This is a genomic window from Citrobacter sp. Cb004, from assembly GCF_030337065.1.
GTDB lineage: Bacteria > Pseudomonadota > Gammaproteobacteria > Enterobacterales > Enterobacteriaceae > Citrobacter > Citrobacter braakii.
In genome coordinates this window covers 229,898-256,299 of record NZ_JAOWCH010000033.1, presented here as the reverse complement: position 1 = coordinate 256,299, position 26,402 = coordinate 229,898, and the positions used below count along the sequence as shown (strand labels likewise).

Genomic DNA, 26,402 nt, shown 5'->3' with positions numbered 1-26,402 from the left:
GCGCGATTCTCCGAGGAGGGATTATCATCAGCTTGAGCGTCGCATCACTTCTTTTCTGGCGACTTCCCGCGCGATAGCATCAACCTTCAGCACGTCATCAACGCTCTGTGGCTCCTGCAAATCCATCTTATCCAGTACGGATAAATTCAGGTCAGCAATATCGGTAAATCGGATCTGCTGCGCCAGGAATGCGGCAACGGTAATTTCATTCGCTGCGTTCAAAGCGGTCGTCGCCGCCTGCCCTTGCTCAAACGCGTCCATCGCCAGTTTCAGGCATGGATAACGCTGGTAATCAGGTGCGGAAAACGTCAACGCACTGAGCTTGCAAAAGTCGACAGGCTTAACGCCGGACGTCACTCGTTCTGGCCATGCCATCGTATGAGCAATAGGTGTACGCATATCAGGTTCCCCCAACTGCGCCAGAACGCTACCATCCTGATAACGCACCATCGAATGAATAACCGACTGCGGGTGAATCAGCACTTCCATCTGGCTTGCATTGGCATTAAATAACCAACGCGCTTCAATGTATTCCAGACCTTTATTCATCATGGTGGCTGAATCGACAGAGATTTTTCGTCCCATCGACCAATTCGGATGACGACATGCCTGATCGGGGGTCATAGAAACCAGATCGCGCAATGCCGTTTCACGGAAAGGGCCACCAGACCCGGTAAGCAAAACTGATATGACGCCATTTTGCTCAAGGTCAGCGTATCCCAGATTGTGTTGGATAGGTTGCGGTAAACTCTGAAAAATCGCGTTATGTTCGCTATCTACCGGCAAAAGCTGTGCTTTGTGGCGTTGCACGTCGTCCATAAACAGACGCCCGCAGGTCACCAGAGACTCTTTATTCGCCAGCAAAATGCTTTTGCCCGCGCGGATTGCCGCCAGCGTCGGTAGCAAGCCCGCCGCGCCGACAATCGCCGCCATAACCTGATCAACATCATCCAGCGCAGCCATATCACAGGCAGCCTGCTGCCCGCTCATAACCTCAGTACGACTGCCCTGCTCCAGCAGAGCTGCTTTTACCAACGCAGCGCTTTTTTCATCGTCCATTACCGCATAGCGAGGAGAAAATTCCAGACATTGCTCAACCATACGGACGACATTTTTACCCGCCACCAACGCAGCAACGCGAAATTTTTCCGGGTTATGGCGTACTACATCCAGCGTACTGCAACCAATGGAACCGGTTGATCCCAGGATGGTTAATTGCTTCATCAGACATCCAGAAGAATTTTACTCGTCATATTTCAAGTTGCATGTACGTTGGCTCTCCTCGTTCACCCCTGTCACGCACGGGTGTACGCTCCCGGGGATGCCCTGCGTCGCCGCCTTCCTGCAACTCGAATATTTAGAGTATATAGACAGAAAAAAGCAAAACGCCGCCATCCAGCCTTCTCAGGCCTTCTAAGCGGCGTTTTTAGCGTACAGGCGAATCAGAACTGCATCAGTTCCGTTTCTTTCTCTGCCAGCGCCGCATCAACTTTCTTGATAGCTGCGTCAGTCAGTTTCTGTACGTCGTCCTGAGAACGGCGATCGTCATCTTCGCTGATCTCTTTTTCTTTCAATAACGCTTTCACTTTGTCGTTGGCATCGCGGCGTACGTTACGTACGGCAACGCGCGCGCCTTCAGCTTCGCCACGCACGATCTTGGTCAGATCTTTACGACGTTCTTCAGTCAGCGGCGGCAGCGGAACGCGGATGTCGGAACCCGCAGAACTTGGATTCAGACCGAGGTCGGAAGCCATAATTGCTTTCTCAACGGCTGGCCCCATAGAACGGTCGAACACGTTGATTTTCAGGGTACGGGAATCTTCAACCGTTACGCTTGCCAGCTGGCGCAGCGGGGTCGGTGTGCCGTAATATTCCACGACAATACCATCCAGCAGGCTAGGAGAAGCACGGCCCGTGCGAATTTTGCTGATTTGGTTTTTGAACGCTTCGACGCATTTGTCCATGCGTACTTCAGCATCTTTTCTGATATCGTTGATCACGTTACGAATCCTTGAAAGCTTGTTTCAGTCAGACCATACCCACCACGCAAGATGTGACAAGTATAGTCTTGATTAATTTTGAGGGACGTATCCCGCGACATTAAAGCGGAATATTACCTGCATTTAGCCGCAACGGGAATTATTCCGTGATTAACGTGCCTTCTTTTTCACCCATAACAACACGGCGCAGCGCACCCGGTTTGTTCATGTTAAAGACACGAATCGGTAATTTGTGGTCACGAGCCAGTGTAAACGCCGCAAGATCCATCACTTTCAGCTCTTTATCCAGTACTTCAGCATAGGTCAACTGTTCGTACATAGTCGCCGTTGGATCTTTAGCCGGGTCAGCCGTAAATACGCCATCGACTTTGGTGGCTTTCAGTACCACATCCGCTTCAATTTCAATACCACGCAGGCAAGCCGCAGAGTCGGTAGTGAAGAACGGATTGCCAGTACCCGCAGACAAAATAACAACGCGGTTGTTACGCAGCAGGCTGATTGCTTCCGCCCAGCTGTAGTTATCACACACGCCATTCAGAGGAATTGCGGACATCAAGCGAGCGTTCACATAGGCGCGGTGAAGCGCATCGCGCATCGCCAGACCGTTCATGACGGTGGCTAACATGCCCATGTGGTCGCCCACAACGCGGTTCATCCCTGCTTTCGCCAGACCAGCGCCACGGAACAGGTTACCACCACCAATCACTACGCCAACCTGGATACCCAGCTCAACCAGCTCTTTGATTTCCTGAGCCATACGGTCAAGGATGCTTGCATCAATACCGAAGCCTTCTGAACCTTGCAGAGCTTCGCCACTTAACTTAAGCAGAATACGTTTGTAGACGGGTTTTGCATTGGTAGCCATGTTTCTTTCCTGAGACTGTCAACGAATGAGATGAATTAATTCCGGCGACATTGTATGTCGCTTTTCAGCATGACCACTATAGCGGTTCGCTGAATTTACAAGCCAGACACAAAAAGAAGCCGCCCTCAGGCGGCTCCTTTAAAAATTAAGACTGCTTGGACATCGCAGCAACTTCTGCTGCAAAGTCAGTCTCAACTTTTTCGATGCCTTCGCCCACTTCAAAGCGGATGAAGCCAGTTACGTCAGCATTGTGCTCTTTCAGCAGCTGACCAACAGATTTGCTCGGCTCCATAACGAAAGGCTGGCCGGTCAGAGAAACTTCGCCGGTGAATTTCTTCATACGGCCTTCAACCATTTTCTCTGCGATTTCTTTCGGCTTACCAGACTGCATCGCGATGTCCAGCTGAACCTGGTATTCTTTCTCTACCACTTCAGCAGAAACGTCTTCCGGCTTAACGAATTCTGGTTTGCTTGCAGCAACGTGCATTGCCAGCTGTTTAACCAGCTCTTCGTCAGCGCCAGTTGCAGCAACCAGAACACCGATACGAGCACCGTGCTGGTAGTTACCCAGAACTTCGCCTTCCAGGGAAGCAACGCGACGGATGTTGATGTTCTCACCGATTTTAGCAACCAGAGCAACACGTTCTTCTTCGAACTGCGCTTTCAGAACTTCAACGTCAGTGATTTTGCCAGCAACGGCAGCGTCCAGTACTTTGTCAGCAAATGCCTGGAAACCAGCATCTTTAGCAACGAAGTCAGTCTGGCAGTTAACTTCCAGAATGAAAGCGATGTTGCCGTCGATTTTGGTTTTGATTACGCCGTCAGCAGCAACGTTGCCTGCTTTTTTCGCCGCTTTGATTGCGCCGGACTTACGCATGTTTTCGATTGCCAGCTCGATGTCGCCATTAGCTTCAGTCAGTGCTTTTTTGCAATCCATCATGCCTGCGCCAGTACGCTCACGCAGCTCTTTTACCAGGGATGCGGTAATTTCAGCCATTCTAAAATCCTCGGAAGATTTGATCTGCCCGGCATGAAACCGCACAGATTTAAAAGTGAAAAAGGGGCCTAAAGGGCCCCTAACCAAACGTGATACTACCTGGTTTATAAGGGGGCTCGAACGAGCGTGCCTTATTATTCAGCTTCTACGAAGCTTTCTTCCGCCTGGGAAGCCAGATCCTGAGAACGGCCTTCACGAACGGTAGTAGCTACAGCGCCCAGGTACAGGGTCACAGCACGGATTGCGTCGTCGTTACCCGGGATAACGAAGTCAACACCGTCCGGATCAGAGTTGGTATCAACGATAGCAAATACTGGGATACCCAGGTTGTTTGCTTCTTTGATAGCAATGTGCTCGTGGTCAGCATCGATTACGAACAGAGCGTCCGGCAGACCGCCCATGTCTTTGATACCGCCCAGGCTGTTTTCCAGTTTCTCAAGCTCACGAGTACGCATCAGCGCTTCTTTCTTGGTCAGCTTTTCGAAAGTACCGTCCTGAGACTGAGTTTCCAGATCTTTCAGACGTTTGATGGACTGACGAACGGTTTTCCAGTTAGTCAGCATGCCGCCCAACCAGCGATGGTTCACGAAGAACTGGTCGCAGTTGTTAGCAGCTTCTTTCACCGCTTCGCTTGCAGCGCGTTTAGTACCAACGAAAAGGATTTTACCTTTACGAGCAGAGATCTTGTTCAGTTCAGCCAGAGCTTCGTTGAACATCGGTACAGTTTTCTCAAGGTTGATGATGTGAACTTTGTTACGCGCACCGAAGATGAACGGCTTCATTTTCGGGTTCCAGTAACGGGTCTGGTGACCGAAGTGAACACCAGCCTTGAGCATGTCGCGCATGGAAACAGTTGCCATGATTAAAACCTCTATATATAAAAGTTGGGGTTAAGCCTCCACGCATCCCATATTACCGACCCCAAAGGGCACCCCGGAATATGTGCCGATACGTGTGTGTTGTTACACAAAGTGAGATTTGTCGCTCCCGTCCATCGTGTGTAGTCTTCAAATGGATCGGAAGTCCGGCGCGCTTTATACCACAAATACGCTACCGACACCAATAATTGTTGGCGGTGCATGCTGAATGAACGATGAATTTCGTGTTACAGGGAGGCAGCCAATTTTTTGCATCTCCGGGCGCTTACATGCAGTAAGCGACTGGAGTGAAAAATTTCAGCCAACACACCTGTGGCACGAAAGGCGAAGTTCAGAATGATTCTCAATTTGGCAGCATGTATGCCGGACTGATACCATTGGCACCACTTAAACAATTATTGCCGATATCATCGGCACTGATGGACAGAATTCATGGCTATCTCAATCAAGACCCCTGAAGAAATCGAAAAAATGCGCATCGCTGGCCGTCTGGCCGCCGATGTACTGGAAATGATCGAACCGTTTGTTAAGCCAGGCGTCAGCACCGGCGAACTGGATCGCATCTGTAATGACTACATCGTGAATGAGCAGCAGGCCATTTCCGCCTGCCTGGGCTATCACGGTTATCCGAAGTCCGTGTGCATCTCTATTAATGAAGTGGTGTGCCATGGGATCCCGGACGACGCCAAGCTCCTGAAAGACGGCGATATCGTCAACATCGACGTAACCGTGATTAAAGACGAGTTCCACGGTGATACCTCGAAAATGTTCATCGTCGGCAAACCAACCATTCTGGGCGAGCGTTTGTGCCGCGTCACGCAGGAAAGCCTGTATCTGGCGCTGCGGATGGTAAAACCAGGTATTCGCCTGCGCACGCTGGGCGCTGCGATTCAGAAATACGCGGAAGGCGAAGGCTTCTCTGTGGTCCGTGAATATTGCGGTCACGGCATCGGTCGCGGCTTCCATGAAGAGCCGCAGGTTCTGCACTACGATGCAGACGACGGCGGTGTGGTACTGCAGCCAGGCATGACCTTCACCGTAGAACCCATGCTGAATGCCGGTGATTACCGCATCCGCACCATGAAAGACGGATGGACGGTGAAAACCAAAGATCGGAGCTTGTCTGCTCAGTACGAGCATACTATTGTGGTGACGGAAAAAGGCTGTGAAATTCTGACATTACGCAAGGATGACACCATCCCGGCGATCATCACACACGACGAATAATGTTTTGCCTGATGGCGATGCACCCGCATCTTATCAGGCCTACAAATTGTACTACTTCGTAGGCCGGGTAAGGCGTTCACGCCGTCATCCGGCTTTTTTAATGGGTGGCGCATAATGAATACTCTTCCTGAACAACACGCAAATACTGCCCTCCCCACCCTGCCAGGCCAACCGCAGAACCCCGGAACCTGGCCGCAGCACGATCTCAACTGCCCCGGCATTAAAGCGCATATCGACACTTTCCAACACTGGTTAGGTGACGCGTTTGACAGCGGGATTTCCGCAGAACAGCTGATTGAGGCCCGCACCGAATTTATTGACCAGTTACTGCAACGTCTGTGGATTGAAGCCGGTTTCGGGCAAATTGCCGACCTGGCGCTGGTTGCCGTTGGAGGTTACGGGCGCGGCGAACTGCATCCGCTTTCCGATATTGACCTGCTGATCCTGAGTCGTAAAAAGCTACCAGACGCGCAGGCCGAAAAAGTTGGCGAACTGTTAACGCTGCTATGGGACGTGAGGCTCGAGGTTGGGCACAGCGTACGCACGCTGGAAGAGTGTCTGCTGGAAGGATTGTCAGATTTAACCGTCGCCACCAACCTGATTGAAACACGCCTGCTGATTGGTGATGTGGCGCTGTTTCTTGAGCTACAAAAGCATATTTTTAGCGAAGGTTTCTGGCCGTCCGATAAGTTTTACGCTGCCAAAGTTGAAGAGCAGAATCAGCGCCACCAGCGCTATCACGGCACCAGCTACAACCTGGAGCCGGATATCAAAAGTAGCCCCGGCGGCCTGCGCGATATTCATACCCTGCAATGGGTGGCCCGCCGCCATTTTGGCGCCACCTCACTGGATGAAATGGTCGGTTTCGGCTTTTTGACGCAGGCAGAACGTGCCGAGCTGAATGAATGTTTGCATATCCTGTGGCGTATTCGCTTTGCCCTGCATCTGGTCGTTAGTCGTTACGACAACCGTCTGCTGTTTGATCGTCAGCTCAGCGTGGCGCAACGCCTGAACTACGGCGGTGAAGGCAACGAGCCTATCGAGCGGATGATGAAAGACTATTTCCGCGTCACACGGCGGGTCAGCGAACTGAACCACATGCTGTTGCAACTGTTCGACGAGGCGATCCTCGCCCTGCCCGCCGATGAAAAACCACGTCCGATTGATGACGACTTTCAACTGCGCGGCACGTTGATTGATCTGCGCGACGACGACCTGTTTATTCGCAAACCCGAAGCAATATTGCGGATGTTTTACATCATGGTGCGTAATAGCGCGATCAGCGGAATTTACTCCACTACGCTGCGCCATTTACGTCATGCCCGCCGTCATTTAACGCAGCCGCTGTGCTACATCCCGGAAGCGCGTTCGCTGTTTCTCAGTATGTTGCGCCATCCGGGCGCGGTGAGTCGCGGCCTGCTGCCTATGCATCGCCACAGCGTGTTGTGGGCCTATATGCCGCAATGGTCGCATATTGTCGGCCAAATGCAGTTTGACCTGTTTCATGCCTATACGGTGGATGAACACACCATTCGCGTAATGCTCAAGCTGGAAAGTTTTGCTAACGAAGAGACCCGTCAGCGCCATCCGCTGTGCGTGGATCTGTGGCCGCGTCTACGACAGCCGGAGCTGATTCTGATTGCCGCGCTGTTCCACGATATCGCCAAAGGTCGCGGCGGCGATCACTCGGTTCTCGGCGCCCAGGATGTGCTCAAATTCGCCGAACTGCACGGTCTGAACTCCCGCGAAACGCAACTGATCGTGTGGCTGGTGCGCCAGCATTTGCTGATGTCGGTTACCGCTCAACGCCGCGATATTCAGGATCCCGAAGTCATTAAGCAATTCGCCGAAGAGGTGCAAACGGAACATCGTCTGCGCTTTTTGGTGTGCCTGACCGTCGCAGATATTTGCGCCACCAACGAAACGCTGTGGAATAGCTGGAAGCAAAGCTTGCTGCGCGAGCTGTACTTCGCGACGGAGAAACAGTTACGGCGCGGGATGCAAAACACGCCGGATATGCGTGAGCGCGTACGCCATCATCAGCTTCAGGCGCTGGCGCTACTGCGCATGGACAACATTGATGAAGAAGCGCTACACCATATCTGGTCGCGCTGTCGCGCCAACTATTTCGTACGTCACAGCCCAAATCAGCTGGCCTGGCATGCACGTCATCTGCTGCAACACGATCTCAGCAAGCCGCTGATCCTGCTCAGCCCGCAGGCCACGCGAGGCGGGACGGAAATTTTCATCTGGAGCCCTGACCGCCCTTACCTGTTTGCTGCCGTCTGCGCCGAACTGGACAGGCGCAACCTTAGCGTCCACGATGCGCAGATTTTCACCACCCGCGATGGGATGGCGATGGATACGTTCATTGTGCTGGAACCAGACGGTAGCCCGCTGTCGTCAGACCGACACGAAGCGATCCGTTTTGGGCTGGAACAGGCGATCACCCAGCGTAGCTGGCAGCCGCCGCAACCGCGTCGACAGCCGGCAAAATTACGTCACTTTACCGTCGATACCGAGGTCACTTTTCTGCCGACCCATACCGACCGAAAATCATTTCTTGAGCTTATCGCTCTCGACCAGCCAGGACTGCTGGCGCGGGTTGGGCAGATTTTTGCCGATCTGGGAATTTCGCTGCATGGCGCCCGAATTACAACTATTGGCGAGCGAGTAGAAGATTTATTCATAATCGCCACCGCCGACCGGCGCGCCCTTAATAATGAGCTGCAGCAGGAAGTGCATCAACGGTTGACAGAGGCCCTCAATCCAAACGATAAAGGGTAATGTTTTTATTTATTATGGAAAGAGTTTAACAATGCAGCAGTTACAGAACGTTATTGAGTCCGCTTTCGAGCGCCGTGCCGACATTACTCCGGCAAATGTAGATACCGTAACCCGCGAAGCGGTGAATCAGGTTATTTCTTTACTGGATTCCGGTGCACTGCGCGTCGCAGAAAAGATTGAGGGTCAGTGGGTCACGCATCAGTGGCTGAAAAAGGCGGTCCTGCTCTCTTTCCGTATTAACGATAATCAGGTTATCGAGGGTGCGGAAAGCCGTTACTTCGATAAAGTGCCGATGAAATTCGCCAACTACGACGAAGCGCGCTTCCAGAAAGAAGGTTTCCGCGTGGTTCCGCCTGCGGCAGTGCGTCAGGGCGCGTTTATCGCCCGTAACACCGTGCTGATGCCGTCTTACGTGAACATCGGCGCTTATGTTGATGAAGGTACGATGGTTGATACCTGGGCGACAGTGGGTTCCTGTGCGCAAATCGGTAAGAATGTACACCTGTCCGGTGGCGTTGGTATTGGTGGCGTACTGGAACCGTTGCAGGCTAACCCGACCATCATCGAAGACAACTGCTTCATCGGCGCGCGCTCTGAAGTGGTTGAAGGCGTGATCGTCGAAGAAGGCTCCGTCATCTCCATGGGTGTGTATATCGGCCAGAGCACCCGTATTTACGATCGCGAAACCGGCGAAGTGCATTACGGCCGCGTTCCAGCGGGCTCCGTGGTCGTCTCCGGCAACCTGCCGTCGAAAGATGGCAAATACAGCCTGTACTGCGCGGTGATTGTGAAGAAAGTCGATGCCAAAACGCGTGGCAAAGTGGGAATCAACGAACTGTTACGCACCATCGACTAACAGCGATTTGAAAAAGCGGGCTTAGCCCGCTTTTTTTACATCTGCGAGTGGCATAAACAAGGCTTTTCGTTAATTATTCAATGGTTATAGTGAGCTTAAGGGTACCGCTATGTATGACAATCTGAAAAGTCTGGGCATTACTAATCCTGAAGAGATCGATCGTTACAGCCTGCGGCAAGAAGCCAACAACGATATCCTGAAAATCTATTTCCAGAAGGATAAAGGCGAGTTTTTTGCCAAGAGCGTGAAGTTCAAATATCCCCGTCAGCGTAAAACGGTTGTCGCCGATGGCGTCGGTCAGGGTTACAAAGAAGTGCAGGAGATCAGTCCCAACCTGCGCTACGTGATCGACGAACTGGATCAGATCTGCCAGCGAGATCGCAGCGAAGTCGATCTTAAACGCAAGATCCTCGATGATTTACGTCATCTGGAAAGCGTCGTGACCAACAAGATCAGCGAGATTGAAGCCGATCTGGAAAAACTGACGCGCAAATAAGTAGATTGTTGCCTGATAGCGCTACGCTTATCAGGCAATTAATCAATGCTGCTCATCCAGCTGCAACGCCACATACAGCAGCAGTCGATCGTCAAAATTCCCCAGATCCAGCCCGGTCAGCTCTGAAATACGGTTCAGGCGATACTCCAGCGTATTGCGGTGAATAAACAATGCTTTTGAGGTCGCCAGCGGCTGAACGTTATGTCGAAACCATGCCGATAATGTTCGACGCAGCAAACCGTTGTTATCCATCGCTTTCAGCCTTACCAGCGGGCGCGCCAGCTCATTGGCCTGCCAGCCGCCGCGCAGGCTGTCCAGCAGCACCGGCAGCATCAAGTCCTGATAGAAATAGCTCCGGCTTTCCGGCATCCGCTGCTTGCCGACCATCATGGTGGTGCGCGCCGTACGATACGAACGGGCAATGCTGCCGGGCCCGGTAAAATAGTTGCCCAGCGACACGCGAAAACGCAGTTGTCCATTCTCTTTCATGCGGGCAATCAGTTGCTCAACGCGCTTGCGATGATCTTCAGCGTCCCAGCGGCCAAACTGATTGAGGGCTGGTTTCAGCACCACCATCTCGGTCAGAGAAACAATCGCAATCAGATTATTACGTTCGGGTGTAGTCAACGCGTTCTGCAATTGCTGTAGCTCCGCCATCGCACTATCAACGCCAAGCTGACCGCTGTCGACCTCCACTACCGCCACCACGCGCGGCTGGTTCAAATCAATGCCCAATCGCTGTGCCCATTCCATCAGTGCCGGGGTATTCTCTTCCGCCTGAATCAGGTTCATCACCAGCTCTTCACGCAGACGGCTATCCTGCGCTAACAGATGCATCAGACGCGACTGTTCCAGCATCATTTCGGCGGTCATGCACACCAGTTCGCCATACTTGCGCAGATGTTCCGGCTCGCCAGTAAGACCGATAACGCCAACGATTTCGCCTTCCAGACGCAGCGGCAGGTTTATCCCCTGACGCACACCATGTAAATGCCGGGCTACCGCATCGTCAATATCGACCACCCGACCTTGTGAAAGCACCAGCAGCGCGCCTTCGTGCAATTCACCAATTCGTTCGCGATCGCCGCTGCCAATGATCCGCCCGCGGGCATCCATTACGTTGATATTGGTATCAATGATGCGCATGGTTCGCGCTACGATATCCTGCGCCATTTTGGTATCAAGATGCCAGCCAGCCATAAACCCCTCCTGTGAGCAGAGCTCAAGCATAGGGAAGATAATAAGCGGCGGCATTGTGCAACTGCACAAAGCGAGAGGGAGAAGTATGGAGTTGTGGGAAGTATCACAAAAAGAAACCCCTTCCTGTGCAGGAAGGGGTTTAGTGAGATTACTGCATCAACAGATAGATGGAGCTGTCACCACGCTGAATGTTCAGCGCCAGTACAGCCGGTTTGCTGTCGAGGATTTTGCGCAGTTCGGCGATATTTTTCACCGGCTGCTGGTTCGCACCGATAATCACATCCCCTTTCTTCAGGCCAATCCGTGCAGCCGGAGAATTCGCTTTCACCTCGCTGACCACGACCCCTTTGTCCTGGCCTTTGTTGCTCATATCAGCCCCTTCAATGCCTTTGAAGATAGAGCTGGAATCAACCTGAGTCTGGCTGCTCTGCTGCAGTTCCAGATTCACAGTGACCGGTTTACCGTCACGCAACAGACCAAGGTTAATTTTGCTGCCTACCGGCATCGTACCCACCTGCGCACGCAGGGCGGCGAAGCTGCTGATCGGTTTACCGTTCAGGGAGGTAATCACATCCCCGGCTTTAATACCTGCTTTCGCTGCGGAAGAGTTCGGCATCACCTGGCTGACAAATGCGCCACGCTGAGCATCAACTTTCATCGCTTTCGCCAGCTCAGAGCTCAGCTCGGTACCCATAATACCCAGCTCACCGCGTTTAACCTGACCAAACTCAACCATCTGTGACGTCAGGTTTTTCACCATGTTGCTCGGGATTGCAAAGCCAATACCGATGTTACCGCCGTCCGGCGCAAGGATCGCGGTGTTAATACCGATCAGCTCACCGTTCAGGTTGACCAGTGCGCCGCCGGAGTTACCCCGGTTGATCGCGGCATCCGTCTGAATAAAGTTTTCGTAGTTTTCCGCGTTCAGACCGCTACGGCCCAGCGCAGAAACAATACCGGAGGTCACGGTCTCACCGAGGCCAAACGGGTTACCAATTGCTACGGTATAATCACCCACACGCAGCGCGTCGGAATCTGCCAGCTTAATCGCCGTCAGGTTTTTCGGGTCCTGAATTTGGATCAGCGCGATATCGGAGCGCGGATCTTTACCCACGATCTTCGCATCAAATTTACGGCCATCGCTCAACTGAACCTTAATCACCGTGGCGTTATCCACCACGTGGTTGTTGGTCACGACATACCCTTTCGCGGCATCAATAATTACGCCGGAACCCAGCGCCATAAATTTCTGCTGCTGGCCGCCGCCGTTGTCAGCGCCCGGTGCGCCGCCCTGGCAGAACGGTGAACTCTGGAACGGTGAACCGTCCTGGCAGAATGGTGAATTATCACCGAAGAACTGCTGGAAATTACGCGGCATACGCGGCGTATTTACCGTCGTGCTCCCCTCGACGTTAATGCTTACCACCGATGGCATCACTTTTTCGAGCATCGGGGCCAGGCTTGGCATCTGTTGGGCGGTCATTGCTGAAGACGACGTCTCAGCCGCTGTGGCAGACAGGGGGGACAACGCCAAACCTAAACTCAGAGCCAGTGCACTCATTGCTAATGTGGTTTTTTTCATGTGTTTCGTTCTCGATTAACAGGTAACGCAAAATTGCTGTATACGTCAGAGTCGTTTTATAACGCTAAGTTCCAGAATTGAGTTTAAGGAAAAAGTAAAATTTTATTGGCCGTCTTTACAAATGAGTATTTATTGTTCTACGGCCATCAAGCGACGATATTCATCCCAGGCATACAGATCGGTCATCCCGCTGATATAATCCTGAATCAGCCGGCAGCGATAATAATATTCCATTACCGAAAACTCAGCGCAACCCGTTGATATTTTACTAACCGCCTCGACATAAGCAAGACGATGGCGAGTAGACAACTTCTGAAATAATCGTGATTCGATAGGAAAACGTTTAACTCTTTCATTGTCGACCAGCTCAGTAAAATCTGACTGGGACATTTTTAATAAAGGCTGATAGATCTCCAGCAACCCGCTGATCACCCGATACCCCTGCAATTCCAACTGCTCAACGTCCGGATGACTAAATACGTGTTTTATCGCCACATTTTTATAGACCCCCAGCAACTGACTAAAGCTACTGGCATCTTCTAACAGCGCGTGATTAAAGCTGCCGTCAAAAACCTGCGGTAAATTATCAATAAACCGCTGGGCTGCATACGGCACCAGTTTATTCAGCGTATTGACGCGTAAATACATAAAGAACTGATCTTCCGTGCTCCGGCTTAATGTATTTGACCGTGATTTCTCCCAGGCATTCTCAACAACCTGGCTAAACAGGGAACCTTTTTCGTGGTGCCCCCACGCCTCATGCAGATGGTGATAAAGTTGCTCGACGCTAAAGATTCTTTTCTCAACGGCATCTTCCAGGTCGGCCACGCAATAAGAGATATCATCGGCAGCTTCCATAATCCAGGTTAATGGAAAGCGACTGTAAGGCGCTAATGATAATTCTTTACGTAACCGTTCAATATACGGTTCTTCAGAAAGGTAATAGCCCGGTTTCTTCATTAAATAGTTATGCGTCGTAGGCGTACTTCCACGCCACCACGCCGGACGGGTATATTTTAAAATACCACCAACCTGGGCCCAGGTAAGATTCATACGCATCAAAGTATGCACCAGACGAATACCTTGGGCATTACCTTCAAAATGGCACAGGTCCTGGCGCACCTTACGGCGAATATCATTCAGCGACTCTTCGCCTTCGCGCAAACGTAACGCCGCCACCAGGCAGCGGTCGTCGCTGAGGGGCTGACTTTCCGCGTCGGCGGGATACAGCCGCTGGCGGAACCAGTCATTAATCGCCGCTTCACCAAAATGACCAAACGGCGGATTGCCAATGTCATGCATCAGGCACGACATTTCGACAATACTCTCAAACGGTCCCGTCAGTTCATCCAGACCATACTGCTCCAGCAGTTTTAGTTCTTTCAGTCGGCTGAGGATCTCTTTAGCGATATAGCGCCCAACTTGCTGAACTTCCATCGAGTGCGTCAGCCGCGTGCGCACCGCCGCGTTACGCTCCAGCGGAAAGACCTGGGTTTTTTGTTGCAGTCGGCGAATAGCCGGAGAATTGATAATACGTCCACGATCGCTTTCGAAAATACGCAGGATCTCATGCTCCGTCTTCACGCCCTGCGGCGAACGGTAACGACGATGCCAGTTTATTTTTTTTCGGAAATCGATCTGTACCATATCCTCTCCCGCCTGAGAAATGCGCTACCCCTTAAGCGCATGATAGACTATGCCCTCAAATCTGGCTTATCGCGAGTAAATCTATGAAAATCGGCATCATTGGTGCAATGGAAGAAGAAGTTACGCTGCTGCGTGACAAAATCGAAAACCGTCAGACCCTCTCTCTCGGCGGTTGTGAAATTTACACCGGCCAACTGAACGGTACAGAGGTTGCGCTACTGAAATCAGGTATCGGTAAAGTGGCGGCGGCGCTGGGCGCTACGCTGCTGCTTGAACGCTGCAAGCCGGATGCCATCATTAACACCGGTTCCGCGGGCGGCCTGGCCTCTACGCTGAAAGTCGGCGATATTGTGGTTTCTGACGAAGCGCGCTATCACGATGCCGACGTTACCGCCTTTGGCTATGAATTTGGTCAGTTACCGGGCTGCCCGGCTGGTTTTAAAGCCGATCCTGCGCTGATTGCTGCAGCAGAATCCTGCATTGCGCAACTCAATCTGAACGCCGTTCGCGGACTAATCGTCAGCGGCGATGCCTTCATTAATGGCTCCGTGGGCCTGGCTAAAATTAAGCATAACTTCCCGCAGGCCATTGCCGTTGAGATGGAAGCGACCGCGATTGCGCACGTTTGCCATAACTTCAATGTGCCGTTTGTCGTGGTTCGCGCCATCTCTGACGTCGCCGATCAGCAGTCCCATCTCAGCTTTGACGAGTTCCTGGTTGTTGCCGCGAAACAGTCAAGCCTGATGGTTGAAACGCTGGTACAGAAACTGGCGCATGGCTAAATTACTCTCCAGGGCGCTGGTCGCCCTGCTTTTCACTCTTCCGGCGTTCCTGTACGCCGCACCGCGTGTTGTGACGCTTTCTCCAGCCAATACCGAACTCGCCTTTGCCGCCGGCATTACACCCGTAGGCGTCAGTAGCTACTCAAACTACCCGCCAGCGGCCAAAAATATCGAGGAGGTTTCCACCTGGCAAGGTATGAACCTTGAACGCATTGTGGCGCTTAAACCGGATTTAGTCGTCGCCTGGCGCGGGGGAAATGCTGAGCGGCAGGTGAATCAACTGACCGCCCTGGGAATTAAGGTCATCTGGGTGGACGCCGTTACCATCGAGCAGGTCGCCGATGCGCTCCGCCAGCTGGCAGCGTGGAGCCCAAAGCCTGAGCAGGCTAAACAGGCGGCGCAAACCATGCTTGATGACTATGCTTTACTAAAATCTCGGTATGCCAACAAACCGAAAAAACGCGTGTTTCTCCAGTTTGGCGCAAATCCTCTGTTTACCAGTGGAAAAGGCTCCATTCAGCACGAAGTTCTTGAGGTATGCGGTGGAGAAAACATCTTTGCCGGCAGTCGGGTCCCCTGGCCACAGGTTAGCCGTGAGCAGGTCCTGGCACGAGCGCCCCAGGCTATTGTTGCAACCGGAGGGCCAGGCGAAACTCTGAAAATTGAACAATACTGGGGAAACCAGCTAAAAATACCCATTATTACACTTAATAGTGACTGGTTCGAACGCGCGAGCCCGCGTATTATCCTCGCCGCAAAACAACTCTGTAATGCGCTTTCACAGATAAATTAGCGCCTGCCCCCACCAGGTCTGTTGTGAGGATTTAAAAATGCTCGTCTATTGGCTGGATATTGTCGGCACCGCGGTATTTGCTATCTCTGGCGTCTTACTGGCCGGAAAATTGCGTATGGACCCGTTTGGCGTCCTGGTCCTCGGGGTGGTTACCGCCGTTGGCGGCGGAACGATCCGCGATATGGCGCTGGATCATGGGCCGGTTTTTTGGGTTAAGGATCCCACCGATCTGGTGGTGGCAATGATCACCAGCATGCTGACAATCCTGCTGGTACGTCAGCCACGACGTTTACCGAAGTGGATCCTTCCGGTGCTGGATGCCGTTGGCCTGGCGGTGTTCGTGGGGATTGGCGTCAATAAAGCATTTCTCGCAGGGACGGGCCCCCTGGTGGCGATCTGTATGGGGGTGATTACCGGCGTCGGCGGCGGGATCATTCGCGACGTGTTAGCTCGTGAAGTCCCGATGATTCTGCGCACCGAAATCTACGCCACGGCATGTATTATCGGCGGGATCGTGCATGCGACAGCGTTTTATACCTTTAATGTATCGCTGGAAAACGCCAGTATGATGGGGATGATCGTCACCCTGCTGATTAGGCTTGCCGCCATTCGCTGGCATTTGAAATTGCCGACGTTTGCTCTGGATGATAACGGGCGTTGATGTGATGATGCAGAACATGTAGGCCGGATAAGGCGTTTACGCCGCCAACCAGCACATTGCCCGGTGGCGCTACGCTTACCGGGCCTACACCATCAGACATCGGTATTACAGGCAGCAATCAGATGCTGAAAGAAGAACCACACCCGCAGGTGCTTTTCGCATTGGGGTTAGTCACAACGAAGCGGGAACCTTCCAGACCTTCGGTATAGTCAACCGCGCCGCCCACCAGATATTGCAGGCTCATCGGATCAACCACCAGACCCACACCTTGTTTCTCAATGGTCATATCACCATCGTTCACCTGATCATCAAAGGTGAAACCATACTGGAAACCGCTGCAACCACCGCCGGTGATATACACGCGTAATTTCAGATTCGGGTTATCTTCGTCAGCGATCAGGCTTTTTACTTTATTGGCTGCTGCTTCAGTAAATTGCAGTGGCAGCGCTACGTCATCACTCATATTTTGCTCCAAACGACATTGGCAATTGGGCAAATTATAACCCAATGGTTAAGGCCATTATCTAATACCCTGGTATTTCGTTCAAGTATTCTCGCCAGCGGCGGTACTCTGGCTTTTTGCCGCTTGCTCCGCTTCCTGTTTTGCCAGCGTACGGGCAAGGATAGTCGAGTATAGCGGCTTTCCACCCATAAATTGGGCTAATAGTGTTGCGCCAAGACAGGTAATAATCATTGGCAAAATGAGCTGATAGTTATCGGTCATCTCCAGCACCAGTACAATACCGGTTAGCGGTGCACGTACCGAAGCCGCCAGCAAAGCCCCCATTCCGGCAATGGCAAAGGTTCCGGCCTCCAGATGATACTGTGGAAAAGAGGCCGCCGCGGCCATACCGAACGCGGTGCCAAGTAACGTACCCAGCGCCAGCATCGGGGCAAAAATCCCTCCGGGCGCGCCGGACGAGAAGCACAGCAGCGTGGTGATCACCCGGGTAATAAATATAAACAGCAGTAAACCGACGCTAAAATTACCCGCCGCGGCGATAGGAATCAGGTTAAACCCGCCTCCTGCCGCTTCCGGTTTAATTAATCCCAGGATCCCGCACAGGCCACCAATCGCGCCGCCCATCAGCACCCATTTTTTAATTTCACCGCCGTGGAAGCGCTGGAACATATCCTGGGTACGCAACACCATGGTGTTGAACAACGGCCCGACACAGCCAAAAATAAGCCCGAGTACAAGATACAGCCACAGCGTATTTACCGGTGCATTAGACAGCTTCCCGACTTCAATAATCGGTGCTTCACCGTTGAACACACGAAACACGATGCTCGACATAATAACGCCGGTAAACACGGCTTTGATCGAGACGAGGTTATAGCGAAACTGCGGGCGCATCTCTTCAATAATGAACAGGATCCCCGCCAGAGGCGCATTAAACGCCGCCGACAAACCCGCAGCCGCACCGGTGGCCAGCAGGGTATGTCGCGCTTCAGCGCTGCGCATGCGGAAAATATCCAGCACCATGCGCCCAATGTTCCCGCCTATCTGTACGGTCGGCCCTTCTCGCCCGAGCACCATACCGGCTCCCAGCGTGCCCATGCCGCCAATAAATTTCACCGGCAGAACGCGCCACCAGCGCACAGGTCGTAGCTCTTCCAGCGCGCCTTCAATCTCAGGGATCCCCGAGCCTCCCGCTTCCGGCGCAAATTTACGAACCAGAAAATAGCCGACCATCGCCAGCAATGCAGAGAGAATAAACGCCAGCGGCCACAGCAGAATGGCATGGTCCGCAACCTGGGCCAGGGCGCCAATGCGCTGATTTTGCACCCAGGTCACCGCTTTCTCAAATGCCACGCCAACAAGCCCCGTCACGGTACCGACAACGGCGGCCATCAACAGGATCGCCAACGGCGTTTTGTCGCGTTCCAGGAGTCGACGGATTTGATCCCTGCGGCGTAAACGCACAATTTGTTGTGCTTCAAAAGAGGGAGAGTCAGTCTTCATCAGATGATCATTAATTGGTAATACAAATACGGAATCGGCATTCTACTCGCACATTTCACGAAAATCCCCTGCAAATCGCATTGTTTCAAATGCGTAAAACTTTCATAACCTTCTCTGAATAACTAGAATAGCGGGCATTTACTTTTTCTACGAACCAGGACCCCATCCATGAGTAAGTCTGAAAATCTCTACAGCGCAGCACGCGAACTTATCCCTGGCGGCGTTAACTCCCCCGTTCGCGCCTTTACTGGCGTGGGTGGTACTCCGCTGTTTATCGAAAAAGCGGACGGCGCGTATCTGTACGATGTCGATGGTAAAGCGTATGTCGATTACGTCGGTTCCTGGGGACCGATGGTACTGGGCCATAACCACCCGGCAATTCGCAATGCGGTGATTGAAGCCGCAGAACGCGGTTTAAGCTTCGGCGCGCCAACCGAGATGGAAGTGAAAATGGCGGAGCTGGTCACTGAACTTGTGCCGACCATGGATATGGTGCGTATGGTGAACTCCGGTACGGAAGCGACGATGAGCGCAATCCGTCTGGCGCGCGGTTTCACCGGTCGCGATAAGATCATCAAATTTGAAGGCTGCTATCACGGTCATGCCGACTGCCTGCTGGTTAAAGCTGGTTCCGGCGCGTTAACGCTGGGTCAGCCAAACTCCCCGGGCGTTCCAGCCGATTTTGCGAAACACACCCTGACCTGCACCTACAACGATCTCTCTTCAGTTCGTGCGGCATTTGAACAGTATCCGCAGGAGATCGCCTGCATTATCGTTGAGCCGGTCGCAGGCAACATGAACTGCATCCCGCCGCTGCCAGAATTCCTGCCGGGCCTGCGTGCCCTGTGTGATGAGTTTGGCGCACTGTTGATCATCGATGAAGTCATGACCGGTTTCCGCGTGGCGCTGGCCGGTGCGCAGGATTATTACGGCGTCGTTCCGGATCTGACCTGCCTTGGCAAAATCATCGGTGGCGGGATGCCCGTTGGCGCATTCGGCGGTCGCCGTGATGTGATGGACGCGCTGGCGCCGACCGGTCCGGTTTATCAGGCGGGTACACTTTCAGGTAACCCGATTGCGATGGCGGCAGGCTTTGCTTGTCTGAACGAAGTGGCCCAGCCGGGTATTCATGAAACGCTGAATGAACTGACGACGCGCCTGGCGGAAGGTCTGCTGGAAGCCGCCGCAGAAACAAATATTCCGCTGGTGGTTAACCATGTGGGCGGGATGTTCGGGATTTTCTTCACCGATGCAGAAACCGTGACCTGCTATCAGGATGTGATGGCATGCGACGTTGAACGCTTCAAGCGTTTCTTCCACATGATGCTGGATGAAGGGATTTACCTGGCGCCGTCCGCCTTCGAAGCGGGCTTTATGTCCGTCGCGCACAGTGAAAACGATATCAATAACACCATCGACGCCGCGCGCCGGGTGTTTGCGAAATTGTAAAAGAGAACGTCCAGAAATAACCTAGGCCGGGTAAGGCGAAGCCGCCACCCGGCTTTTTTATTGCCGAATGGCGACGCAGCCTAAATAGAAGGGATAAACCTCAGCGACTCTGCTTACGTAGCAGATAGATAAAGTACGGCGCGCCAATAAACGTCGACAGTAATCCTGCCGGGATCTGATACGGAAACAGCACCATCCTGCCGCACCAGTCAGCAAAGACTAGCAGCACACCTCCCGCCAGCGCCGAAATCAGCATATGCGGCATCGCGCGACGAAAACCCATCATTCGGGCAATATGCGGAGCCATCAGCCCGACAAAACTCAACGGTCCAATGGTCATGGTTGCTGTCGCCGTTAGCCCCGCAGCCAACAGCAGTAACCCCACGCGTGACGGCGTGATCGCCATACCCACCGCACGCGCCGTATCGCCGCCGAGCGGTAAAATCGTCAGCCAACGACGACACAGCGGTGTCAGCGTCAGCAGGATAACCATCACAATTCCGGTGCGCAGTACCTGTTCGCCCGTCGAGTTATAAGTTGAGCCGGAGATCCAGGTCAGCACGCCCGCCATACGCGGATCGCCGCTGGCCTGCAGCATCATCAACAACATAGTAAACGCCGTACTGAGCGCCATCCCTGCCAGCAGCATACGGTGCGGCGAAAAACCACCGCGCCCGGCGGCAATCATAATGATAAGCAAGGTGACCGCAGCCCCGAGACTCCCTGCGGGCAGCAGCCAGCCAAAGGCATTTCCGGGGACCAGAAACAGCATTAACACCACGCCAAATGCCGCGCCGGAGCTAATGCCCAGAACTTCCGGGCTAGCCATTGGGTTTCCGGTCAGACGCTGAATAATACAGCCCGCTACCGCCAGCATCACCCCGGCAATCAACGCCGCCAGAATACGTGGCCAGCGCCAGGGTATCAGTTCATCCAGCATCGCGCCGCTGGCCCATGTCCAGCCGTGCGCATCGCGGCCAAACGACAGCGCCACCACCAGAGTCAGCAGCAAAACCACCCCGCCCGCCAGCGCAAACATCAGTACATTCTGACGCTCCGCGGCGATACGGTTGCTGGCATTCATATCCGGTGCGCTCATACTTCTAAGGCGCGGCAACAACCACAGCAGCAATGGCGCACCAATCAGCGCCGTCACCGAACCGGTGGAGACCTCCATCCATACGCGGGTCAGCCACAGAATGATTTGGTCAGAGAGCCAGAGGATCAACGCACCAATCAGCGGGGCCAGCATCAGACGCGCCAACAGACGCCGCGCGCCGAGCATTTTCGCCAGCAGCGGTGCAAACAGGCCAATAAAGCCGATAATCCCAACCGCGTTAACCAGCAAGGCGCTGATGACAATCGCCAGCGATAAGGCCGCCAGGCGCGCCAGCGACAACGCCAGACCGAGGTTACGCGCCACGCCGTCATCCAGTCCCATCAGCGTCATTGGACGCAACAGCAGCAGAGTCAGCATCACGCCGCCCAGCAGTTGCGGACACAGTCGCTGTACGCCGCTCCAGTCGGTTTGGGTTAGCGTGCCGCTGCTCCATAAAAACATGCTTTGCAGTTGATCGTGATGGAAGATAACCATCAACTGGTTAATCGCCCCGCAGTACAGGCTGACCACCAGTCCGGCAAGGATTAACGTCACCGGAGAAAGACGTTTACCCCAGGCGACGCCAAACACCAGCGCCCCAACGACACAAGCACCTGCCAGCGCAGCAAATTGCGTGGTGAGCGCACCGGGAATAGCCCACAGCGTCGTGACGGTAATGCCCAACTGCGCACCGGTCGCAACGCCTAGCGTGGTTGGCTCCGCCAGTGGGTTACGCAGCACCTGCTGAAACAATACGCCGACCAGTCCCAGCCCGGCCCCGACCAACAGCGAAATCGCCAGCCTCGGCAGCAGGCTGTAGTGGAAAACCATCTGTTTAATGGCATCGATATCCGGTGACCAGATAGCCTGTTGCCATTGGCTGCGCGGTAGCGCAACGGAGAAGTTAACCCATGTGAGCCAACAGGCGGCAACAAACAGAACCGTCAGCAGGAGAATGGGGAACAGCGCGATACGTTTACTCACGCTTTGCCTCCCAGCGCATTATCCAGAATGCGGGCAAAATGCATGGCCGATAGCGTTGCGCCATAGAACCAGACGGCCGGCACGCGCTGAAAACGTCCACTGCGAACAAAGGGCATCGCCTGCCACAACGGCGTAGACATCAGTGCAGCCATCTCTTTATCGTTGCCGTGATCAAAGCACAATACATCGACATCCTGAAAAGCAGCCAGACGGTCAATACTCACGGCAGTGCTGCCCCAAAAGTTTGTCTCTCCCTGCCAGGCGTTGGGGATCCCATATTCGTCCAGCACGTCCTGAAACAGGCTGTTTGGGCCAAACACCAGCATATGCCGCGAATCAAGCAGGGAGGTGAGAAGCACAGGGCGCGCACCGCGTTGAATGAAGCGCGGCTTCAGGCTGGCAATAAAACGATCGTACTCAGTCAGATGGCGTTCAGCAGAGGCCTGCAGATTGAACAATTGCGCCATTTCCTGCAGCGATTGTCGCGCAACGACCAGAGGTTTTTTACCGTCGCTGAAGTTAAATCCCCGACCAGGTGCAATACGCGCCAGCTTTTCAGGGGAAGGACCATAGCCTGCCGACCAGAGCAGAAACGAGGGTTTCATTTCGGTCAGCAGTTCGAGATTGGGTTCCGTGCGTAGCCCGACATCAATCACCGAGTCCGGTAGAGGTGGCTCACTGACCCACAGCTTGTAGTTAGGGATATCCGCAATGCCATACGGCGTAATACCCAGCGCCAGCAACAGCTCTACCGGCAGCCATTCCAGCGCCACAATACGCTGCGGATCAATCGCCGCGGCGGACGCCGTATTCATCCGCCACAGCAGCGGCGAGAGCGCCATCGCCGTAAGCAGACGCCGACGGGTAATATGATGTAATTCAATCATTAATAGACAAAACTCACGGGTGCGGCACCGGCCGGATGCGGCAAAATGCCCATCGGGATACCGTAAATCTGTTCCAGAGTTTCACTGCGCATCAGTTCAGCAGGCGTTCCTTGCGCAATCATTTCACCACCGCGCAGCGCAACTAAGTAATCGCAGTAGCGGGCCGCCATGTTGATATCATGCAGCACCGCAATCACCGTTAGCCCACGCTGCTGGCTTAAGCGATGCACCAGCGCCAGCACGTCAACCTGATGAGCGATATCCAGCGCGGAAGTCGGCTCATCAAGCAGCAGACAGCGGCTGTCCTGCGCCACCAGCATGGCAATCCACGCACGCTGGCGTTCTCCGCCGGACAGGCTATCCACCAGGCGGTGCGCCAGCGGTTTTAAGCCGACCAACGAAATAGCTTCTTCTACTTTCTCTCTGTCGGCAACGCCAAAACGTCCCAGCGCCCCGTGCCACGGATAGCGGCCAATCGCCACCAGTTCACGCACCGTCATCCCTTCGGCCTGCGGCAACTGCTGCGGCAGATAGGCGACCTTGCGGGCAAACGCTTTACTGCTCCAGTTCTCCAGCGGCTGTTCGTCGAGCAGGATTTCACCTTCCGACGGCGGCTGATGACGTCCCAGCATTTTCAATAACGTCGATTTTCCGGACCCGTTGTGACCGATAAGGCCGGTCACTTTCCCCACAGGAAAAGTTAATGAGAGAGGATGCAAAAGCGTGCGGCCAGGCACACGAAAGGAGACATTACGCAACGCAAAAGTGGTGTCGGGATGGGATCTGTTTTCCTGCATAGCAGCCAACTTGTAAAACGGGCACGCAAAGCGTGCCCAAAAAGAAATTAGAAACGGAAGGTTGCGGTTGCAACGACCTGACGTTCTGCGCCCCAGAAGCAGCCATAGGTATTGAAGCAGCTGGCGACGTACTCACGGTCAAACAGGTTGTTCACATGCAGCGCCACGTTGGAACCCGCCATGCCGACGCGCGCCAGATCGTAACGTACTAACGCATCCACCAGCGTATAGCTTCCCACTTTGAAGGAGTTTGCCGGATCGCCATAGCTGGAACCAGTATAACGAACACCCGTACCCAACGTCAGCCCGGAAAGCGCGCCGTCATAAAGGGTGTAATCCCCCCACAGTGATGCCATATGTTTTGGCACCTGAGCAGGCGTGTTACCTTTGTAGTTGGTGTCAGTGGTGTACTCCGCATCGGTATAGGTATAAGAACCGACCACGTTAACGCTGGCTGACAGCGCCGCTTTCGCTTCAATTTCCACACCACGTGAGCGAATTTCACCGCCTTCAACTGACCAGAATGATCCGTTCGGGTCGGCCATCAGGTTGTTGGTTTTGGTCAACTGGTAAACAGCACCGGTGATCACGATCGGACGATCGCTCGGCACATACTTCACGCCCGCTTCGTACTGCTTACCTTTAGATGGAGTAAAGATATTACCGCTTTCCCCGACCTGAGAACTAGGTTCAAACGATTCGCTGTAGCTGAAATACGGAGTCACACCGTTGTCGAACAGGTAGTTAACACCGCCACGCCAGGTGAACTGTCTGTCATCACGGGAATCAAGCACGCCAGAAACACGGTTCAGTGAGTCCTGCTTAGCCCAGTCGTAACGACCGCCCAGAGTGACCAGCACCTTATCCCACTGCATCTGATCCTGAGCGTACAGGCCCGTTTGTTCCTGTTTATTCAGAACACGGTAGGGAGCGCCCGGTCCAGTATGCGCCCCAAAATCAAAGTCGCTGCGATCAAGGTTATAAATATCTGAAGGCGCTACCGAACCAGCCCAACCAAACCAGGAGTTGATATCGTTACGCATCCGCATATAGTCAACGCCGGTCAGCAATGTGTGATCCACGGAACCGGTAGCGAATTTGCTCTGCAACTGGGTATCAACAGCGAAGTTCTGCAATTTCTCATTATCGTCAACATACTGACGAGTCAGCGTGTGAGCCCACTCGGACTGAGGAACGCTGGCGCAAGGACTGTTAGCCGGATCTTTTGTATAGAGCGGATCAGAGCACATACCGTAGCCATATACGCTGTTCTGCGAAACCTTGTTTTGCGCGTAACGCAGGTTCTGACGCACGGTAAAGGTGTCGTTAAATTCGTGGTCGAAGCTGTAGCCCACCATCTTCTCGTTACGAGAGTAGGTATTGTTGTTCGCACCTTCGTTGAAATCGGTAGGCAGACGCTTGCCGTTCGGCAGCTCAGTCACCGTCCCCTCTTTCGGCAACCAGCCGTAATAGCCAGTTTCTGGCTCGTTCTGGAAGTAGGAGAGGAAGGTGAAGTTCGTTTTATCATCCGGACGCCATGTGAATGATGGCGCGATGGCGTAGCGTTGTTCTTCCGCGCCCTGCTGCTGCGCATTCGCGGAACGCGCCAGGCCGGTCAGGCGGTATGAGTACACACCATCGTCATCCAGCGCATCGCTGAAGTCAAAACCGGTCTGGAACAGGCTGTCAGTGCCCATCTTGAACTGAATTTCTTTTAACGGCTCTGTGGTCGGGCGTTTGCTGACCATGTTCAACAAGCCGCCAGGGTTACTCTTTCCGTAAAGAACGGAAACCGGACCGCGCATCACTTCAGCGCGTTCCAGCATATACGGGTCGATTACCGCATCGTTGTAGAAGTTACCCTGCATCTTCAGGCCATTCAGATAGTTATTCTGACTTTGGCCGTCGGCGGCAAATCCGCGAATAATCAGGTAGTCATAGGTGTTAGACGCGCCGCGGGTACCTACGGCTACGCCAGGCGTGTAGCTGAGCGCCTCTTTAACTGATTTCGGCTGATGCAACGCCATCTCTTCGGCGGTGACCACTGAAATAGACTGAGGAACTTTTTGAATCGGGGTGTCAGTTTTGGTCGCCGTAGCAGACTGTCGTGCGGCGATGGTTGCCGCTGGCCCCCATGCGCTTTCTTGTGCGGCAGGAGCAGCAGTTACGGTGATGGTTTCTTCTTTCGGGTCAACCGCCGCCTGTGCATAGACAGACATGCCGCTAACCGCTGTGGCTACCACTACTGCGATTTTACGCAGCGATGAACTTGGCTGAGCAGTTTTAAGACGCGCCATTGGTATTTCTCTGATGAAAGTGAATGATAACGTAAACGAGAATTATTATTATAACGGCAGCATAATATTCGAAACTCTGGCGAGATAGCAAGCAATACGCGTCCCTACTAAAACTGAGGGGTTAAGAAATAACCAGATGAAAAGAAAGGGTT

Annotated in this window: 22 protein-coding genes and 1 pseudogene; 8 read left to right on the top strand and 15 right to left on the bottom strand. The window is 53.5% G+C overall.

Annotated features, from left to right (window positions below; translation table 11 throughout):
* Positions 1 to 27: 27 nt before the first annotated feature.
* The 5 genes from ispC to rpsB all read right to left on the bottom strand — a co-directional run bounded on the left by ispC (position 28) and on the right by rpsB (position 4,722).
* A complete protein-coding gene (gene ispC / locus OGV65_RS02050; protein ID WP_016155727.1) occupies positions 28 to 1,224 on the bottom strand; it encodes a 1-deoxy-D-xylulose-5-phosphate reductoisomerase in 1,197 nt (398 codons plus the stop codon).
* Positions 1,225 to 1,442: 218 nt separating this feature from the next.
* A complete protein-coding gene (frr, locus tag OGV65_RS02045; protein WP_016151760.1) occupies positions 1,443 to 2,000 on the bottom strand; it encodes a ribosome recycling factor in 558 nt (185 codons plus the stop codon).
* 139 nt (positions 2,001 to 2,139) lie between these two features.
* The gene (gene pyrH, locus OGV65_RS02040; RefSeq protein ID WP_005132114.1) at positions 2,140 to 2,865 is read right to left on the bottom strand and encodes a UMP kinase; all 726 of its coding nucleotides are present in this window, start codon (positions 2,863 to 2,865) and stop codon (positions 2,140 to 2,142) included.
* Between the two features lie 145 nt (positions 2,866 to 3,010).
* The gene (gene tsf / locus OGV65_RS02035; RefSeq protein ID WP_003018551.1) at positions 3,011 to 3,862 is read right to left on the bottom strand and encodes a translation elongation factor Ts; all 852 of its coding nucleotides are present in this window, start codon (positions 3,860 to 3,862) and stop codon (positions 3,011 to 3,013) included.
* Positions 3,863 to 3,996: 134 nt separating this feature from the next.
* Positions 3,997 to 4,722, bottom strand: a complete 726-nt coding sequence (gene rpsB / locus OGV65_RS02030; RefSeq protein ID WP_016151758.1) for a 30S ribosomal protein S2 — start codon at positions 4,720 to 4,722, stop codon at positions 3,997 to 3,999.
* 450 nt (positions 4,723 to 5,172) lie between these two features.
* Here rpsB and map point away from each other — a divergent pair, with 450 nt between their 5' ends.
* The 4 genes from map (at position 5,173) to OGV65_RS02010 (ending at position 10,106) form a co-directional block, all read left to right on the top strand.
* Positions 5,173 to 5,967 (top strand): type I methionyl aminopeptidase, encoded by a 795-nt coding sequence (gene map / locus OGV65_RS02025; protein WP_016155726.1) that lies wholly within the window; start codon positions 5,173 to 5,175, stop codon positions 5,965 to 5,967.
* 114 nt (positions 5,968 to 6,081) lie between these two features.
* Positions 6,082 to 8,754, top strand: a complete 2,673-nt coding sequence (gene glnD / locus OGV65_RS02020; RefSeq protein WP_016151756.1) for a bifunctional uridylyltransferase/uridylyl-removing protein GlnD — start codon at positions 6,082 to 6,084, stop codon at positions 8,752 to 8,754.
* A 31-nt stretch (positions 8,755 to 8,785) separates the two neighbouring features.
* The gene (dapD, locus tag OGV65_RS02015; protein ID WP_003829186.1) at positions 8,786 to 9,610 is read left to right on the top strand and encodes a 2,3,4,5-tetrahydropyridine-2,6-dicarboxylate N-succinyltransferase; all 825 of its coding nucleotides are present in this window, start codon (positions 8,786 to 8,788) and stop codon (positions 9,608 to 9,610) included.
* Positions 9,611 to 9,719: 109 nt separating this feature from the next.
* Positions 9,720 to 10,106, top strand: a complete 387-nt coding sequence (locus OGV65_RS02010; protein WP_003018562.1) for a DUF3461 family protein — start codon at positions 9,720 to 9,722, stop codon at positions 10,104 to 10,106.
* Between the two features lie 42 nt (positions 10,107 to 10,148).
* On the opposite strand, the gene cdaR is transcribed toward OGV65_RS02010, so the two are convergent.
* The 3 genes from cdaR to dgt form a co-directional block, all read right to left on the bottom strand.
* Complete coding sequence (gene cdaR, locus OGV65_RS02005) at positions 10,149 to 11,306, bottom strand: DNA-binding transcriptional regulator CdaR (protein ID WP_016151755.1); 1,158 nt, start codon at positions 11,304 to 11,306, stop codon at positions 10,149 to 10,151.
* 148 nt (positions 11,307 to 11,454) lie between these two features.
* Positions 11,455 to 12,888 carry a serine endoprotease DegP gene (degP, locus tag OGV65_RS02000; RefSeq protein WP_016151754.1) on the bottom strand — a complete coding sequence of 478 codons (1,434 nt, stop codon included), beginning with the start codon at positions 12,886 to 12,888 and terminating at the stop codon, positions 11,455 to 11,457.
* A gap of 129 nt (positions 12,889 to 13,017) precedes the next feature.
* Positions 13,018 to 14,535, bottom strand: coding sequence for a dGTPase (gene dgt, locus OGV65_RS01995; protein ID WP_200108410.1), 1,518 nt, complete (start codon positions 14,533 to 14,535; stop codon positions 13,018 to 13,020).
* Between the two features lie 83 nt (positions 14,536 to 14,618).
* Here dgt and mtnN point away from each other — a divergent pair, with 83 nt between their 5' ends.
* Genes mtnN through OGV65_RS01980 form a run of 3 tightly spaced genes read left to right on the top strand, consistent with a single transcriptional unit; the run spans position 14,619 to position 16,771 of the window.
* Positions 14,619 to 15,317, top strand: coding sequence for a 5'-methylthioadenosine/S-adenosylhomocysteine nucleosidase (mtnN, locus tag OGV65_RS01990; protein ID WP_016151752.1), 699 nt, complete (start codon positions 14,619 to 14,621; stop codon positions 15,315 to 15,317).
* The gene (gene btuF / locus OGV65_RS01985) at positions 15,310 to 16,110 is read left to right on the top strand and encodes a vitamin B12 ABC transporter substrate-binding protein BtuF (RefSeq protein ID WP_016155723.1); all 801 of its coding nucleotides are present in this window, start codon (positions 15,310 to 15,312) and stop codon (positions 16,108 to 16,110) included. The genes mtnN and btuF overlap by 8 nt, the downstream gene beginning before the upstream one ends.
* Positions 16,111 to 16,147: 37 nt before the next feature.
* Positions 16,148 to 16,771: a TRIC cation channel family protein gene (locus OGV65_RS01980; protein ID WP_006686772.1), complete on the top strand. Its 624-nt coding sequence runs from the start codon at positions 16,148 to 16,150 to the stop codon at positions 16,769 to 16,771.
* A gap of 118 nt (positions 16,772 to 16,889) precedes the next feature.
* On the opposite strand, the gene erpA is transcribed toward OGV65_RS01980, so the two are convergent.
* From erpA to clcA, 3 genes and pseudogenes are all read right to left on the bottom strand, one after another.
* Entirely contained in the window at positions 16,890 to 17,234 is a 345-nt protein-coding gene (gene erpA / locus OGV65_RS01975) for an iron-sulfur cluster insertion protein ErpA (RefSeq protein WP_003018581.1), read from the bottom strand.
* A pseudogene (gene yadW / locus OGV65_RS01970) lies at positions 17,227 to 17,292 on the bottom strand (small protein YadW). The gene erpA and the pseudogene yadW overlap by 8 nt, the downstream one beginning before the upstream one ends.
* A 23-nt stretch (positions 17,293 to 17,315) precedes the next feature.
* Positions 17,316 to 18,737 carry a H(+)/Cl(-) exchange transporter ClcA gene (gene clcA / locus OGV65_RS01965; RefSeq protein ID WP_019078400.1) on the bottom strand — a complete coding sequence of 474 codons (1,422 nt, stop codon included), beginning with the start codon at positions 18,735 to 18,737 and terminating at the stop codon, positions 17,316 to 17,318.
* Positions 18,738 to 18,905: 168 nt separating this feature from the next.
* Here clcA and hemL point away from each other — a divergent pair, with 168 nt between their 5' ends.
* On the top strand, positions 18,906 to 20,186 hold the full coding sequence (hemL, locus tag OGV65_RS01960) for a glutamate-1-semialdehyde 2,1-aminomutase (protein WP_204552757.1): 1,281 nt from the start codon (positions 18,906 to 18,908) through the stop codon (positions 20,184 to 20,186).
* Positions 20,187 to 20,286: 100 nt separating this feature from the next.
* Here the strand turns inward: hemL and fhuB are convergent, their stop codons facing one another.
* From fhuB to fhuA, 4 genes are read right to left on the bottom strand one after another with little or no spacing between them, the layout of a single operon-like run.
* The gene (fhuB, locus tag OGV65_RS01955; RefSeq protein WP_286454544.1) at positions 20,287 to 22,269 is read right to left on the bottom strand and encodes a Fe(3+)-hydroxamate ABC transporter permease FhuB; all 1,983 of its coding nucleotides are present in this window, start codon (positions 22,267 to 22,269) and stop codon (positions 20,287 to 20,289) included.
* Positions 22,266 to 23,156 (bottom strand): Fe(3+)-hydroxamate ABC transporter substrate-binding protein FhuD, encoded by an 891-nt coding sequence (gene fhuD, locus OGV65_RS01950; RefSeq protein WP_019078397.1) that lies wholly within the window; start codon positions 23,154 to 23,156, stop codon positions 22,266 to 22,268. Before fhuD ends, fhuB begins: the two co-directional genes overlap by 4 nt.
* Positions 23,156 to 23,953, bottom strand: a complete 798-nt coding sequence (gene fhuC, locus OGV65_RS01945) for a Fe3+-hydroxamate ABC transporter ATP-binding protein FhuC (protein ID WP_003845793.1) — start codon at positions 23,951 to 23,953, stop codon at positions 23,156 to 23,158. The genes fhuD and fhuC overlap by 1 nt, the downstream gene beginning before the upstream one ends.
* Positions 23,954 to 24,000: 47 nt before the next feature.
* Complete coding sequence (gene fhuA, locus OGV65_RS01940) at positions 24,001 to 26,250, bottom strand: ferrichrome porin FhuA (protein WP_049269202.1); 2,250 nt, start codon at positions 26,248 to 26,250, stop codon at positions 24,001 to 24,003.
* Positions 26,251 to 26,402 lie beyond the last annotated feature (152 nt).

Bases quoted from the DNA above. Each gene is read 5' to 3' on its own strand.
- map (WP_016155726.1), top strand. From the start codon at position 5,173: ATGGCTATCTCAATCAAGACCCCTGAAGAAATCGAAAAAATGCGCATC.
- fhuA (WP_049269202.1), bottom strand. From the start codon at position 26,250: ATGGCGCGTCTTAAAACTGCTCAGCCAAGTTCATCGCTGCGTAAAATC.
- tsf (WP_003018551.1), bottom strand. From the start codon at position 3,862: ATGGCTGAAATTACCGCATCCCTGGTAAAAGAGCTGCGTGAGCGTACT.
- OGV65_RS01980 (WP_006686772.1), top strand. From the start codon at position 16,148: ATGCTCGTCTATTGGCTGGATATTGTCGGCACCGCGGTATTTGCTATC.
- erpA (WP_003018581.1), bottom strand. From the start codon at position 17,234: ATGAGTGATGACGTAGCGCTGCCACTGCAATTTACTGAAGCAGCAGCC.
- btuF (WP_016155723.1), top strand. From the start codon at position 15,310: ATGGCTAAATTACTCTCCAGGGCGCTGGTCGCCCTGCTTTTCACTCTT.
- hemL (WP_204552757.1), top strand. From the start codon at position 18,906: ATGAGTAAGTCTGAAAATCTCTACAGCGCAGCACGCGAACTTATCCCT.
- mtnN (WP_016151752.1), top strand. From the start codon at position 14,619: ATGAAAATCGGCATCATTGGTGCAATGGAAGAAGAAGTTACGCTGCTG.
- rpsB (WP_016151758.1), bottom strand. From the start codon at position 4,722: ATGGCAACTGTTTCCATGCGCGACATGCTCAAGGCTGGTGTTCACTTC.
- fhuD (WP_019078397.1), bottom strand. From the start codon at position 23,156: ATGATTGAATTACATCATATTACCCGTCGGCGTCTGCTTACGGCGATG.
- fhuC (WP_003845793.1), bottom strand. From the start codon at position 23,953: ATGCAGGAAAACAGATCCCATCCCGACACCACTTTTGCGTTGCGTAAT.
- degP (WP_016151754.1), bottom strand. From the start codon at position 12,888: ATGAAAAAAACCACATTAGCAATGAGTGCACTGGCTCTGAGTTTAGGT.
- dapD (WP_003829186.1), top strand. From the start codon at position 8,786: ATGCAGCAGTTACAGAACGTTATTGAGTCCGCTTTCGAGCGCCGTGCC.
- glnD (WP_016151756.1), top strand. From the start codon at position 6,082: ATGAATACTCTTCCTGAACAACACGCAAATACTGCCCTCCCCACCCTG.
- OGV65_RS02010 (WP_003018562.1), top strand. From the start codon at position 9,720: ATGTATGACAATCTGAAAAGTCTGGGCATTACTAATCCTGAAGAGATC.
- clcA (WP_019078400.1), bottom strand. From the start codon at position 18,737: ATGAAGACTGACTCTCCCTCTTTTGAAGCACAACAAATTGTGCGTTTA.
- cdaR (WP_016151755.1), bottom strand. From the start codon at position 11,306: ATGGCTGGCTGGCATCTTGATACCAAAATGGCGCAGGATATCGTAGCG.
- dgt (WP_200108410.1), bottom strand. From the start codon at position 14,535: ATGGTACAGATCGATTTCCGAAAAAAAATAAACTGGCATCGTCGTTAC.
- pyrH (WP_005132114.1), bottom strand. From the start codon at position 2,865: ATGGCTACCAATGCAAAACCCGTCTACAAACGTATTCTGCTTAAGTTA.
- ispC (WP_016155727.1), bottom strand. From the start codon at position 1,224: ATGAAGCAATTAACCATCCTGGGATCAACCGGTTCCATTGGTTGCAGT.